Here is a 13,728-nt window from a genome sequence, read left to right on the forward strand (position 1 = left end):
ACTATTTGTAGATTTGGTGATTGATCACCCTGGATTCTGCTGGTTACCGTTTGTTGCGTAGATCATCTCCTTTGGGTATTCAGATGTTCATCCCTAAACGTCATTTGGAACCTGGGGACCAATCAGAAATCGGATGGGCTGCGTTATATTTTCACGCGTGATGTCATGCTGAATGACCGATTTGATTCGTTTTGCCAATCAAATAAACTACGGGTATAAGTCCGAGCAATGCGATGATGAGCGCAGGTGATGCAGCCTCCACCCAAAGTGATTCAGACGTTAGTTGATACACCCGCACTGCAAGAGTGTCCCAGCCATATTGACGCGTCATTAGTGTGATTGGCATTTCCTTCATGACATCAATCATCACCATTAAAAATGCTGCAAGTAATCCTGGTTTGAGTAAGGGTAAATGCAGTCTAACAAGTGTTTGCCGCGTATTTAGACCCAGGGACGAACATACATCTTCTTGATTTCTCGTGATGCGTTGCATGCTGCTGTCGGTGGACTGAAACGCGACGGCCATGAATCTAGCGGTCAGGGCCAATAGCATGGAAATCAATGTTCCTTTCAGCATTTGCAACTCGGTTATCTTGAAATTTTCTAGCAGCGCTCCTAGTGCATTGTCCAGCCACGCAATCGGTATGTAGATTCCTACTGCAAGCACCACACCCGGTAAGGCATAGCCTAGTGTTCCCAGCTTGCTTATCCATATTGTGGTGGGGTCAGGATTTCTTCTTTTTATCCACGAAAGGCTCAATGCGAGCATCGTAGCCAACGATGCCGCGAGTATGGCCAAAATCAAGCTGTTGGCTGCAAATTCAAAGTACCGCATATCAATTTGTTCTTTCCAGGATTGCCATGCCCATGCGATTAACTGCAGCATTGGGACTAGGAAAGAAAACATAAAAGTTGCAGCACATAAGACTGTGCACAGAAGTGCTTGCTTGCCTCGAAGCTGTGAACGGGCAGTGATGGGGTTGTTGACATGAAAGCGTTGCTGTTTGGATGCTCTTTGTTCGAAGGCAAACAAGGTCAATACACAAAGAATCAGGATGCTTGCCAACTGCGTTGCAGCTCCCAGGTTGTGCATGTCAAACCAGGCTTTGTAAATTGCTGTGGTAAAGGTGTCGTAATTGAATACAGCCACTGCTCCGAAGTCAGCCATTGTTTCCATAAGGACCAATGCCAATCCACCCAGTATCCAAGGTTTGGCCATGGGTAGGGCTGCCTTAAAGAACGACCAATATGGTCCCATTCCCAGGCATCGTGCTGCCTCCATGGCGCGTGGACCTTGAGTAATGAATGCACTGCGGCTTAACAAATATACGTAAGGGTAAAAGGCGCTGACAAGAACCATGACTAGTCCCCAAAGGCTGCCCCGAATATCAGGCAGCCATAACTCGGGGCCAAACCAAAGTCGAAGGGTGCTTTGAACAGGGCCAGTGAACTCAAAAATGCCCATTTGCACAAAAGCCAGCACGTAGGCGGGCATGGCCAAAGGCAGAACCAACGCCCACTGAAAAAAACGTCGCCCCGGAAATTCGCACACTGCGGTTATCCAAGCCAGGGGCACACCGATTACAATCACACCCGCAGCAACACACACCATCAAAAGCAGGGTGTTACCCACCACAGGCGGAAGCACATACTGTGCAAAGTGGGCCCACAGGCTTGTTTCTGAGGACAAAGCCAAATAGAAAATGACCCCCAGGGGAATGAGGGTCAACAGCGCAATTGGCAAAGCCTTAAGCACGCCAGTTTTAACGGTAGCCAACGCGGTCGAGCAATCGAATGGCTTGCGCCTGTTTGGAACCAATGTCTGCAGCGTTAAGCGGACTTGCTTTGAACTGGCCCCACGCTTTCACGATGGGGTCGGCATCTGCTTTCACATTGACAGGGCTTTCATAGGTGCCATGGGTGTACGCTGTTTGAATAGTTTGGGACGAAAGCCATTCCAGCAATTTACGCGCACCTTCCGGGTTACGTGCATGCGTGGTTACTCCGCCTCCCGACAAATTGACATGCGCACCACCTTCGCCCTCTGACTGATTGGCCCAAAACAGTTTGACCTGTTGTCCGAATTCTGGCTCGCGAGACAGGATTCGACCGTAGTAATAGGTGTTGGAAATACCGACCTCACACTGTCCGGCGGCAATTGCTTTTAACAGGCTTGCATCGTTAGTGAATACGTCTGTGGCGAGATTGTTTACCCAGCCCCGTGCGATTTGTTCGGCTTTTGCTTCACCATGTTTGGCAATCAGCATGGCCACCAACGATTGGGTGTAGGTTTGTTTGCTGGTGCGCAGGCAAAGCTTACCCTTCCATTTGGGTTGAGCCAGATCTTCATAGGTGGATAGATTTTTGGGGTCGACTCGGCCGGCTGCATAAAAAATGGTGCGTTCGCGTTTGGACAATCCATACCAGCGTTGGCCGGGATCGCGCAGGTAGTCGGGCACATTGGCATTGAGTACGGGTGAGTCCATTTTGCGAAGCAAACCCCTCTCGGCTGCATTCCAAAGGTTACCCATGTCCACCGTAATTAATACGTCAGCAGGTGAGCTTTTGCCCTCAGCATTCAATCGCTCGGTGAGTGAACCACCTCGATCTGTGAGCAGATTGATTTTGACACCGGTTTCTTGTGTGTATTGATCAAGCGTAGGTTTGAGAAGTTGCTCAATCCGCGAGGAATAGACCGTGACTTCCTCTGGCTTTTTTTGAGCCTGTGCAAGCCCGGGTAAAAGGACTGCGCAGAGTGTGGCAGTGATTGCAAGTTTCATGATTTTTGTCCTTTGTTCAGAATGTGACATTGGCAGAAAGCCAAAGGGTTCGACCACCTGGCAAGGTGCCCTTGGTAGACTGTGCTGAGCGGAAATAGGGGCTGCCGAATACCGTGTTTCCGTTGATGTCGGAGTACGGTGTGAATTCCCGGAAGTCTTTGTCCAGCAGATTGAAGAGGGTGCCGTTCAATGTCACGTTGTTCGAGACCTTGTATTGCCCCGCCAATGAAAAGATGGCGTAACCCTTCAAGTCACCCAATGCGCGGAACTCATTCAGACTATTGCCTGTGAGTGCGGCTGGGTCACCATCAAAGCGGCGGCTATCGCCACGGTACTCTCCCCGCAGTGACCAATTCCATTTGTCGCTTGCGTCCCAGCGCAGGGCCGCGTTTGCAATGTGTTTGGCCGTGTCGCTGAGTTCGCCAACATTCTGTCCGTCTTCCACCAATTCGGTTTCGGTGAAGGTGTAATTCAAGTTGGCTGACCACTGCTTAGCGATTGGAATGCGCGTGGCCAGTTCAAGTCCGTAGGTATCGGCGCGGTCCCGGTTTACGGGGTAGGTGGCGGTGGGATTGAAACTGCAAGTGGGGATCGCAGTGGATGTGCAATCGCCACCATCGCCGCTGATGATGTCTTTGATGCGGTTGTAGAACAGCGTGCTCGATACCGTGAAACCAGCATGATTGTCGTAGAGAGCGCCGAACTCCGTGTTCGTGCTGATTTCGGGTTGCAAGGCGGGATTGCCGATGCTGATCACAGTGCCTTGACCCGTGATGCCACTGATGCCATCGGCGAGTTGGTTCAGTCTAGGGGCACGGAATCCGCGACTGACCCCGCCTTTCAGAGTCCAGGTGTCGCTCGTGTTCCATACTAAATAAGCGCGAGGGCTGAGGTTTCCACCAAATGCATCGTGTTGGTCTTGACGAAGGCCCAGTGTCAAAGCCAAGTCGTCACGCAGGCGCCACTCATCTTCTGCGAATAGTGCCCAGGTGGTTTGAGTGTAGGGGTTTGGCACCAAGCCGTCTTCAAGCTCGGCATCCCAGTACTGCGCTCCAGCGGTTACCACATGTTGATCGCCAATCGGGGTTACCAGTTTAGTGTCCAGAATAGTATTGGTGGTTTCTAGTCGTCTGGCTGTGCCGATTGATACATCACCTGCCGGGCGGGCAGAGGACGGAACAGTGCGGCCCTCTGTTTCGGTGATACTTCGAGTCAGGCTGCTTTCCAGGGTGCCGAATTGCATGCGGGTGGTGTGCCCCAACACAAATTGCTGTCGGTTAAAGCTAAGCGAATCTGAGTAGCCGCTTGCTGTATTGCTTGGAGCACCTGTGTTGCAGTTGAGAAAGTCGCGTGTCCCAAGCTGACATTCATCATTGTCGTAGGTGGTGCGATACGATTCATAATCAAGCCAAAGGTCGTTGCGGGTATTGGGCGTGGCAGTCAAGCGAAAGCCAAGGTTATGTTGGCGAGATTCTACTGGAGACGGGCCACGACGGCTGATTGTGCCACCAGGGGTACTGGGTTCCAGTGTGGATTCATCCCGGCGAAACAGGTTGCCACGAATGGCTAAGCCCAAGGTGTTTTCCATCAAGGGACCGCTGACATAGAAACTCTGTTTTTGGGTACCTCCTTCGTCGCTGTTTTCCGGGATTCCAGTTTCCAGTTGGACCGAGCCTCCCCAGGCTTTTCCAACCTTGCGGGTGATGATGTTGATGACACCGCCCAAAGCATCCGATCCATACAGGGTGGACATGGGGCCGCGGATCACTTCAATCCGCTCAATTGCAGACAGCGGTGGGATCAAGCTGGTCAGTGCATCGCCAAAACCGTTGGGTGTAACATCGCCCGCTGTGTTTTGACGGCGTCCATCAATCAGCACCAATGTATAGTCGCTCGGCAGTCCCCGAATGCTGATGTTTAGGCCACCTGTTTTTCCAGTGCTGCCGCGCACATCGATACCCTCGACATCTTTCAATGCTTCAGCCAAGTCGCGAAACTGTTTTGTTTGCAGTTCTTCGCGACTGATGACAGAAATCGACGCAGGTGCCTGAGCCAGGTCTTGTTCAAATCCAGATGCACTAACCACCACGCTGGACAATTTCGGAGCGTTGTTTGGATTGCTTGAAAGGGCAGGCTTGGTGAGCACATAGTTGCCATTGCTTTCCAGAACCTGAAGACCACTACCAGCCAACAACAGATTCAGGGCCTGCCGCGCAGTGTACTTGCCGCTCACTGTTGGAGCTTGCAAGCCCTTCACAATTGATTGATCTACTACCAGTTGCGTGTTGTAAGTGTTGGCCCATTGAATAAGCGCTTGGTCTAAGTTCTGGCTGGACAAACTGACTTGTTGCGTGGAGCTGTTTTGAATTTGCTGTGCCAGTGCCAGGCTGCTTGTCAGAGCCATGCTGATGGCCACTGCGAGCGCGCTCATGCGGAGTTGATGGGATTTCATGCTGTCCTCTTAAAAATAAGAAATGATTCTCATTTAAGAAGACGTGGGAGAAAACCAAATTACTGTAGGCCAATGAAGATTTTTTTCAGGATGCCTCGCGTGCTTTATTTACGCACCAGCAGTTGCTGTTGATTCTGTTGAATGACTTTAAGGGGAAGTGCTTGGTTGAGTACCTCTGCGATCGCTCGCTTGTTGCGAACATCAAAAGAGGCCGATACCTTCAGACTTGCTAGTTCTTGATCGCCCAGTCGCCAGGGGATGGTGCTGTAGCGATTCAGCTCAGCTAGCAATTCATCCAGTCGCGTGTTCACCACGGTGATCCGGTGCGAAGTCCATTCAGGCAAAGCGCTGGCTTGAAGATTTCGCAATTCAATGGTTTTGCCCTTTGCATCTAACGCGAGTTGTTGAACCGGGATTAGCTCCGTTCGGTGTGCATAGTTATTGAAGGACGCCCAGTTGTCATTAATAAGGTGCTCCACAGCCACGTGTCCCTGTTTTACGGTGATCACTGGTCCTTCGATACCCGAGTGATCCGGGGTCCATCGAATATCGAATACGGTGCCAAGTACTTGCACCCGTGCTTGCGGCACAGTCACCGCGAAGGGGCGACTGGGATCACGGTGCACATCGAAACGAGCCTGCCCCCGGCTGATTTCCACCGTGCGGCGTGCACGGGTGTATTGCACTTCAAGTTGGGTATTGGTATCCAGAGTTACTTGAGTGCCGTCTCCCAGTTTGACTTTCTTTATTTCGCCTACAGCAGTTTGGAACTGGTGTTGCTCCACCGGCCAGAACTGATACCAGGCCGCAGATAGTGCGGCAGTCAGCAGCACTGGCAGGCTCGCCATTGCGGCAATTTGTAATGGTTTGAGCTTCGTTTTGGGGGGTGAGCTTAGATTAAGTCGCGATTTGTCTATCAAAAGCTGTGCGCGCAGACCTGCCAATTGCTCAGCTTGAACGTTTTGCAAGGTGGCATTCACCGCCTCACACTGGGCCATAGCACTTTGATTGTCAGGGTTGTCAGCAAGCCAAGCCCGAAAGGCTTTCTCCTCTATCTCGGTCCATGGGCCTTGTTGCCGCTTCAGGGCCCAATCCACTGCGTCTGCCTGACTGGCAGTTAAGACATCGCTGTGTGGCTCGGGAGAATAAGGGCGCATTGAAACCAATTTGAAGTGGGTCTATAAATGTTGACGGATCAATCGGGCAAATTACCGTACTCAAGCCCCTTGATGCAGGCGGCCATCGCAATTCTCAGTTGCATTTCAACAGTGCGAGGTGAGATATCCATGCGTTGGGCAATTTCCTGGTAGCTGAGCCCATCAAACTTGAACAGGATAAAGGCCTCGCGACAGCGGGGCGGCAAATCATTGATGATGGCGAGTAGCTTGTCCAGTTGTTGGTTCGCGCTGGCAATCTGCTCTGGATGGATAGGTTGCGCCGCAGTCGGGAAATAACCGTTTTCTTGCTCCTCTTCAAGTGATAAAAGTTCAGGCCGGTTACTGTGCTTGCGGTGCTCATCAATTAGCCAGTTGTTGGCGATTTTGAACAACAGAGCCCGCGGGTCAAGCACGGCTGCACCTTCGCGCTGCATGGCAACAGCCCTGGAAAAGCATTCCTGTGCAGCATCGGCGGCCAAGTCATGGTCGCGCAATCGATTAAGCAAGAAATGTTTGAGCTCTCGGTAATGCTTCTCAAACATGAATATTACTGAATAATGGGAATGTTAAAATGATAATCGATAATTGTTCTCATTAACAATAGAGAAGTTTTACTAAGTATCGGATGATCAAATTTGATAGTTAGAGCCTACTAACTCTTCAAGGCCTGCCTGGCTCAGTCAACATCATTTTTTCCTTTTTACGATTTTTAGTATCAGTCCTGATGCGTGATAAAAAGAACAATATAATGTGCACACATTATATTGTTCTATTCTGCTGCTCACAGCCCTCTTAGTCCCGCCAGCGTGACGCCAGAGGGCTTTGGGCCTATAAGGGCTATGGTCATGGCGAAGTGTCGTTTATGTGGGGCTGAAACTGGCTCATCCTGGTCTGTTAAAGACGCAAAGAGTGCTGAAACTTTAGAGATGTTCATGTGTGGCTCTTGTGCACTGGTTCAACAAGCCAATTTGCCCACCGATGAGGAATTGCGAATCTATTACTCGCACAATTATCGGGAGGACTACAAATCCACACACAAACCCAAGCCGAAGTATGTGTACCGGGCAGGTAGAGCAGCCTTAGACCGTTTGGTCAGAATACGTAAGGCTGGTGTTCCGCAGGGCGAGACCTTGCTGGATATCGGAGCTGGGGGCGGAGAATTTGTGTACATGGCGCACAAGGGTGGCTTTGTGTCGCAGGGCGTTGAGCCTCACCAAGGCTACTCTGAGTTTGCGCGCGATGAATATGGCGTGAAGATCGAGACTTGCCAGATCTCGGACATCGAGCACCCAGGGTTTGGGATTGTTACCATGTTTCATGTTTTGGAGCATTTGGCTCATCCTGAGCAGGTGATGGCCAAAGTACACAGGCTTTTAAAAGAGGGTGGTCACTTTGTTCTAGAGGTTCCGAACATTACCCAGAACGATGCAAGCCCACACAATATTTATTTTAAGGCCCACTTGTTTTACTACAGCCGCCCCAGTTTGATCGCTGCGGCCAGCGCCTACTTTGAACCTATTTATGTTGAAGATACCGGGAACTTATTTATTGTATTTAAACGTAAGAGCAACCCCTTGCCCAGCGTGTTACTACCATCTGCTGCCGATGTAAAACACGTGGCCAGGCGTTTGGAGGAAAAAGGCTGGGGTGAGTACTTGTTCGAGGGTGGGGGGTTGACCAAAATATTTACCCGCATTCCTAAGTCGTTTCGCGAGGGTAAGGTCAAGCAGATGGAGCCTAAGCAAATTCTCGATCAGCTTCACCAGCAGCCCGATGTTTAGAGCTCCAAGCTTCGCTTTCTCGCAGTTCTGGGCTTGTTCGCCGGCTTTGCTGCGGCAAGGGCAATTTCAGCCTCAACTTCTAGAAACAAAGCGGAGGGTTGGATGTTCAATGCATCACAAATGCTAAAGATGGATTCAACCGACGCACTGATTTTGCCGCGCTCAACCAGACCAATCAAATTTCGGTGCAGCCCAGAGAGCTCAGCCAGCTTCTCTTGCGAGAGTTCTCTGGCGAGCCTGTACTTCTTCACTGCTAGTCCGAAAGTGAGTACCCGATTCATTGGTTTTCCATGGAAAACCGAAGTGTCCGGTGCTTAAGAGCTTTTATCTACACAATATACTGTTCATAATTTGGAGCCATACCTCATCGGAGGGGAAGTATGAATCGGATTGCGCTCAAAAATGGCAAGTCCACTGAATGCTCAGGATTTCGCAATTGGTGTTGAAAAGTATGATTTCTGAGCGCTCATCGAAAGCGTATTTCGATGAATGCTGCTCATGAATATCGTACAAGTTAAGATGCTGAAAAAACTGATTTTCAGAATTCTTGTTGATTGTGTTACTGGGTGGTAATATCAAAAACACTACTATATGTAAGTAAAAAACTGACAAGATCAGCGAGACAAAATATGAATTCAAGCCGAATCCCATTTCGAATTCTGCAAGCGTCAATGGTCGTTTTCAGTTTCTTACTGTTCGCCTGCACTTCCGATTCCAGTGACAACGAAAACCCCACCGGTACCGGTGGGGTAACGGCCCCAAGTGAGTCGACAAGAAGCGTCTCGATGCTGGGAACCCGGTCAAGTCAGTCCAGACCAGTGTCAGTGATTGAGGCAAATGAGGGTCAATGGACTAGTTATGAGCGCGCCGAAGATTTCCCATCAACCGTAACTTTGCCCAAAGGCTTTATTCGCATGCGCGATGGCATTGAATTGGCCTACACAGTCACCTTGCCTGCAAATGATTCTGGTCAGCCCGTTCCCGGTGAAAAGTATCCTGCCATTTTGATACAAACCTCTTATAACAAGGCTGCAGGCGCATTTGTACCTGCGATCGGTGGAGCTGATCCATTTATGGTGAAGCGCGGCTACGCTACAGTCGTTGTTGATGTGAGAGGTACGGGTAATTCACAAGGCGTTTGGGATGCGTTTGGTGAGAAAGAGCAGGGTGATTATTCCGAGGTTGTAGATTGGGTGATTGCTCAACCGTGGAGCAATCAAACAGTGGGTGTGTACGGAGTCTCTTATCTGGGTATCAGCGCGATTTTAACGGCTGCGCAAAATCACCCCGCGGTCAAAGCCGCGTTTCCAATAGTGCCCATTGGTGATGGTTACAGAGACATTGTGTTCACAGGAGGACAAGTCAACCCGACTTTTATTCCGCTTTGGATGGGGTTGGTGACCGGGCTTGGCGTGGTGCCGTTTGACGCTTTACAAACAGACCCAGCCCGGGGGCTTGAGTTAGTTGTGTCGCACTTATTGAATGGGGTTGTTCAATTTCAAGTGCCAACAATTCTCAAGGCGCTTTTGGGCGAGAGTGAAACTGCATTTGATGGTGAGTTTTGGAAAACTCGTTCTCCGCTTGAACAGGCTGACAATATCAAAGTGCCCACTTTCATCGTGGGTGGCTTGCGTGACCTATTCCAACGCAGCGAACCTATGTGGTTTGAGCAGTTAAAGGACCAAACCACAGCCAAACTGTTGATAGGGCCCTGGACGCATATTGAATCTGCTGGGATTCCAAGCGATGGGTTGCCACGTGACGGGGTACCTACTCTGCAACAAATTCAGTTGATGTGGTTTGATCAGTACTTAAAAGGCATGGATGTGGACGCTGATAAGTTGCCCAACGTGACCCAGTATGTGCTGGGACATGAGAAATACGTGACAGCCAGTGATTGGCCTCATCCACGTGTCCAGGCCACCGAGTTTTATCTGCGTGGTGACAAATCGTTGAAGCAAAAACCTGCAGAAGCGATGGAGGCATCCAGTGTGATTCTTCAGGCGCCGCTTTTTGGTCTGTGTTCTCCTTCGACCAACCAGTGGACAGCAGGGGCTCTTGGTTTACTTCCAATTCCTTGCAACACGGAGGACACCTTCAATCAGATTCCATCGGCCAATTTCAGAACGCCGGTACTTACTGAGGATCTTTATATCAATGGACCGATCGCTGCGGATATTTGGATTACCACCACAGGTCGACAGGCCGCATTGTCGGTTCGTGTGTCTAGTCATGATCCAGCAACCGGTCGATCAAAATCGATCAGCAATGGATTGCTAACGGCATCGCATCGAGCCGTGGATGACACAAAATCCAGATTCATGAACGGGCTGCGAATTCAGCCCTGGCATCCGTTTACCAAAGAAGCGGTGTTGCCAGTGCAGCCCGGTGAACCAATGTTGTTGCCTGTAGAGATTTTTTCGACTGCAGCAGTCATACCCAAAGGGCATCAACTTCAGGTGTCGATCAATTCAAGTAATTTGCCTCAAGGTTTGCAACCAGTGCCGCAGTTGCTCGGGGGGTTGGTGGGTGCGATTTCCATACTGAATAGCGTCGAGCATCGTTCAAAGATTGTTTTACCTGTAGTGCCAACAAGTGCATTGATGCAATGAACTATTTTTCGTACATCAATTATCGAGCTGACTGAGAGAGGTTGGGGATGACTGCAAGGCGTCTGATTGTTGCCTCTCTTTTGTTGGCTTTTCACGCTTTGGCTGTAGGCGAATCAGCTCTATCTGTGTTTATCCCTGCACCCAACGATGCGCAGCTTAATGCCCATGTTTATCTTCCCTCATCAAAAACCTGTAAAGGTGTCGTCGTGGTCTCGCATGGCGCAGGTGGCAATGAGCGAGGGTATTCCTATCTTGGTGAGTTTTTGGCATCAAGCTCCTATTTGACCGTGATTCCAACCCATCGCATGAGCGACAAAGCGGCATTGACCCGTTTGCGAAAAAGCCATGGGCTTGAGGATGGTTTGATTCAATTGACGACTAATTCAAAGGCCTATAAAGAGCGACTCGCCGACATTGGTATTGCCAAATCGTGGGCAGAGAAAAAATGTGATTCAGGGTTTTCGGTACTGTTGGGGCACTCGATGGGGGCAGCCACGGTGATGCTGGAGGCTGGGGCTACAAACTTGATGGGCTTAAGTGGCGAGGATCGATTTGATGCTTATATTGCACTCTCGCCTCAAGGAGAGGGTTCCATTTTTAACGCGAAATCATGGGGTTCAATCCAAAAACCTGTGCTGTCCGTTACAGGAACAAGGGACGATGAATTAGGCGGCAATTCCTGGAGAAACAGAACACAACCTTTCAAGAATATGCCCGCCGGATGCAAATGGTTGGCTGTCATTGACGATGCAACGCATTTGAATTTTGCAGGACTGGGGTTTTCATATCGGACTGAGAAATACGCCACAGAAGTGATTGATGCTTTCCTGGCAAGAATTAACAAGGGGTGTACCCCCCCAACATCGTTGAAGTCGGTTCAGGGTCTACACGTTTCAATCAAATGATAATTCTTATCTTTGCGGCCTGCCAGTATGACCTCATAGGTCATCGTTTTATCAAATTAAAAGTTCTAAACTCTCCGGAACATTTAAGTAATCCCGAGGAGTCCGAATGAGCTTGTTTCGCATCTATCTAGTCTTGTTGATCGTTGGGCTTGGCGCCTATACCTTGGTTGTGGGATCAAACCATGGGTGGAATCTCCTCCCAATTTTTTTCAGCAATATCACCTCAGTAGATTGGCAAGGTCAGTTCAACCTTGATTTTATGACCTTTCTTTCTTTATCTGCTTTGTGGGTCGCATGGCGACACCAGTTCAGTGCTGCAGGTTGCTTGCTTGGAGTCATCGCTTTTTTTGGCGGCATGATGTTTCTTGCCCCTTATTTGATCTGGGCCAGTTTTCGTACTAATGGAAGTGTTGGCGAATTGTTGGTTGGTGCCAACCAAGCCTCAAAATGAGGCTTGATTTTTCAATGAATGACCGGGAGGCTCATCTTGCGATTCTCGTGTGTCTACGCTGCTTTTTTATTGGCCTTGTTCGAGGACTGTCTGATTACATCGTAATCAGACAGGTTGAAGTGGCTCAGTCGTTTTTTCAGCGTGGCGAGTGACCACGGCCAGGCAGCGAAGTTACGGCCGTTTTCGTCGAGGTAATAGCTTCTACATCCACCTGCATTGAATACAGTACCCTTCAGGTGTTTTTGCACTCTTTCATTGTGGGCATCCAGAACCTCAGGTTTGATGGTGAGCTTGCTGATGGCCTGGCTCTTGATCATTTTCAGGCCATCAATAATGTAGTCCAGTTGCGTTTCGGCCAGGCCAATGAACGAGTCGTATACCAACACGTTGGGCCCCAGCACCAGGAAGGCATTTGGAACATCGCGCAGTGTTGCGCCTAGGTAGGCCTCTGGTGAGCTTTTTTTCCACAAGTCGGCAATGCGCTGGCCTTTGGCATTGATCACTTTTTTGCCAATCGGTGGATGAGATACGTTAAAGCCAGTTCCCCAAATGATCACGTCTACTTCATGCTCCTCGCCATTGGCAGAAATGACGGTATTGCCAGCGATTCGGGTCAGCCCATGTGGAATGAGTTGGGTGTTGCTGGCTTGCAGGGCAGGATAGTAGTTGTTGGCAAACAGAATTCGCTTACAACCCAAGGTGAAATCGGGCGTAACTGCTTCGCGCAGGGTTTTGTCCTTGATTTGTACTTTCAGCAGTTGCTTGGCTGCTGTGCTGACAGGCTCGAGCACGCTGGGGTTTCGCAAGCCGAAGTTAATTACATTCAACGAGCCAGCAACTGCCTTGCGCCATGTGCTTTGAATGACCGGCAATTTGTCCATCAGCATTTTGCCCTTGGTGCCCAGTTGCAGGTCGGGTTTGGGCAGCACCCACGGGGCGGTACGCTGAAACACAACCAGGCTTTTGACTTTGGGCTGAATCCGCGGAATGAACTGAATGGCTGAAGCGCCGGTGCCTACCACGGCCACGCGTTTGCCTGTCAGGTCGATATCGTGGTTCCAACGGGCGGAGTGAAACGTCTCGCCCTTGAAGGTCTCCAGACCCGGCAAATTTGGAATTTGGGATTCGGTGATGGGGCCAGTGGCGAATATCACGGTTCTGGCCAAATACTGGCCCTTGCTGGTGTCCATCACCCAGAGATGGCGCGTGTCGTCCCAGGCAGCCTGTTCAAGTTCGTTCTCAAATTCAATGAGCGGGGTGATGTTGAACTTGTCGCTGACTTCTTCAAGGTATTCCAGAATTTCCGGTTGCAGTGCAAACAGACGGCTCCACTTGCTGCTGGGTGCAAACGAATAGGAGTAGAGGGAAGAAGGCACATCGCATCCGCAGCCGGGGTAGGTGTTTTCACGCCAGGTACCGCCCACTCGCTTGGCCTTCTCAATGATTTTGAAGTGATGGTAGCCTTCCTTTTTCAGTTTGATGGCTGCTGCGATACCGGAGATTCCTGCGCCAACAATGAATGTGTCATAGACGGTGTCACCGGAATGAATTGTGTTTTTATTGACTGGCATGTTGTGTACAGGGCCTTTT

At 50.1% G+C, this 13,728-nt stretch carries 11 protein-coding genes; 4 read left to right on the forward strand and 7 right to left on the reverse strand.

Annotation, left to right across the window (positions count from 1 at the left end):
* Window positions 1–163: 163 nt before the first annotated feature.
* The 5 genes from LMED105_RS09670 to LMED105_RS09690 form a co-directional block, all read right to left on the reverse strand.
* A complete protein-coding gene (locus LMED105_RS09670; RefSeq protein WP_232222741.1) occupies window positions 164–1,633 on the reverse strand; it encodes an iron ABC transporter permease in 1,470 nt (489 codons plus the stop codon).
* Between the two features lie 130 nt (window positions 1,634–1,763).
* Complete coding sequence (locus LMED105_RS09675) at window positions 1,764–2,780, reverse strand: Fe(3+) ABC transporter substrate-binding protein (RefSeq protein WP_008250645.1); 1,017 nt, start codon at window positions 2,778–2,780, stop codon at window positions 1,764–1,766.
* A gap of 16 nt (window positions 2,781–2,796) precedes the next feature.
* Complete coding sequence (locus tag LMED105_RS09680) at window positions 2,797–5,232, reverse strand: TonB-dependent receptor domain-containing protein (RefSeq protein ID WP_156799642.1); 2,436 nt, start codon at window positions 5,230–5,232, stop codon at window positions 2,797–2,799.
* A gap of 104 nt (window positions 5,233–5,336) precedes the next feature.
* Window positions 5,337–6,389 (reverse strand): FecR domain-containing protein, encoded by a 1,053-nt coding sequence (locus tag LMED105_RS09685; RefSeq protein WP_008250647.1) that lies wholly within the window; start codon window positions 6,387–6,389, stop codon window positions 5,337–5,339.
* Between the two features lie 38 nt (window positions 6,390–6,427).
* The gene (locus tag LMED105_RS09690; protein ID WP_008250650.1) at window positions 6,428–6,931 is read right to left on the reverse strand and encodes an RNA polymerase sigma factor; all 504 of its coding nucleotides are present in this window, start codon (window positions 6,929–6,931) and stop codon (window positions 6,428–6,430) included.
* Window positions 6,932–7,153: 222 nt separating this feature from the next.
* Here LMED105_RS09690 and LMED105_RS09695 point away from each other — a divergent pair, with 222 nt between their 5' ends.
* Window positions 7,154–8,170, forward strand: a complete 1,017-nt coding sequence (locus LMED105_RS09695; protein ID WP_156799643.1) for a class I SAM-dependent methyltransferase — start codon at window positions 7,154–7,156, stop codon at window positions 8,168–8,170.
* On the opposite strand, the gene LMED105_RS17150 is transcribed toward LMED105_RS09695, so the two are convergent.
* Window positions 8,167–8,451, reverse strand: a complete 285-nt coding sequence (locus LMED105_RS17150) for a helix-turn-helix domain-containing protein (protein ID WP_008250652.1) — start codon at window positions 8,449–8,451, stop codon at window positions 8,167–8,169. The genes LMED105_RS09695 and LMED105_RS17150 overlap by 4 nt on opposite strands.
* Window positions 8,452–8,955: 504 nt before the next feature.
* Between LMED105_RS17150 and LMED105_RS09710 the strand changes: the two genes are divergently transcribed.
* The 3 genes from LMED105_RS09710 to LMED105_RS09720 all read left to right on the forward strand — a co-directional run bounded on the left by LMED105_RS09710 (window position 8,956) and on the right by LMED105_RS09720 (window position 12,138).
* Window positions 8,956–10,782: a CocE/NonD family hydrolase gene (locus LMED105_RS09710; RefSeq protein ID WP_198006835.1), complete on the forward strand. Its 1,827-nt coding sequence runs from the start codon at window positions 8,956–8,958 to the stop codon at window positions 10,780–10,782.
* 47 nt (window positions 10,783–10,829) lie between these two features.
* Window positions 10,830–11,687, forward strand: coding sequence for a hypothetical protein (locus LMED105_RS09715; RefSeq protein WP_008250655.1), 858 nt, complete (start codon window positions 10,830–10,832; stop codon window positions 11,685–11,687).
* Window positions 11,688–11,793: 106 nt separating this feature from the next.
* A complete protein-coding gene (locus LMED105_RS09720) occupies window positions 11,794–12,138 on the forward strand; it encodes a hypothetical protein (protein ID WP_008250656.1) in 345 nt (114 codons plus the stop codon).
* A 53-nt stretch (window positions 12,139–12,191) separates the two neighbouring features.
* Here LMED105_RS09720 and LMED105_RS09725 read toward each other — a convergent pair whose 3' ends face one another.
* A complete protein-coding gene (locus tag LMED105_RS09725; RefSeq protein ID WP_008250657.1) occupies window positions 12,192–13,709 on the reverse strand; it encodes an NAD(P)/FAD-dependent oxidoreductase in 1,518 nt (505 codons plus the stop codon).
* Window positions 13,710–13,728: the final 19 nt, after the last annotated feature.

The organism is Limnobacter sp. MED105 (assembly GCF_000170915.1).
Lineage (GTDB): Bacteria > Pseudomonadota > Gammaproteobacteria > Burkholderiales > Burkholderiaceae_B > Limnobacter.

What these genes read in the sequence shown, in the direction of transcription:
- LMED105_RS09675 (WP_008250645.1), bottom strand. Translation starts at nt 2,780, where the DNA reads ATGAAACTTGCAATCACTGCCACACTCTGCGCAGTCCTTTTACCCGGG.
- LMED105_RS09680 (WP_156799642.1), bottom strand. Translation starts at nt 5,232, where the DNA reads ATGAAATCCCATCAACTCCGCATGAGCGCGCTCGCAGTGGCCATCAGC.
- LMED105_RS09685 (WP_008250647.1), bottom strand. Translation starts at nt 6,389, where the DNA reads ATGCGCCCTTATTCTCCCGAGCCACACAGCGATGTCTTAACTGCCAGT.
- LMED105_RS09690 (WP_008250650.1), bottom strand. Translation starts at nt 6,931, where the DNA reads ATGTTTGAGAAGCATTACCGAGAGCTCAAACATTTCTTGCTTAATCGA.
- LMED105_RS17150 (WP_008250652.1), bottom strand. Translation starts at nt 8,451, where the DNA reads ATGAATCGGGTACTCACTTTCGGACTAGCAGTGAAGAAGTACAGGCTC.
- LMED105_RS09710 (WP_198006835.1), top strand. Translation starts at nt 8,956, where the DNA reads ATGCTGGGAACCCGGTCAAGTCAGTCCAGACCAGTGTCAGTGATTGAG.
- LMED105_RS09715 (WP_008250655.1), top strand. Translation starts at nt 10,830, where the DNA reads ATGACTGCAAGGCGTCTGATTGTTGCCTCTCTTTTGTTGGCTTTTCAC.
- LMED105_RS09720 (WP_008250656.1), top strand. Translation starts at nt 11,794, where the DNA reads ATGAGCTTGTTTCGCATCTATCTAGTCTTGTTGATCGTTGGGCTTGGC.
- LMED105_RS09725 (WP_008250657.1), bottom strand. Translation starts at nt 13,709, where the DNA reads ATGCCAGTCAATAAAAACACAATTCATTCCGGTGACACCGTCTATGAC.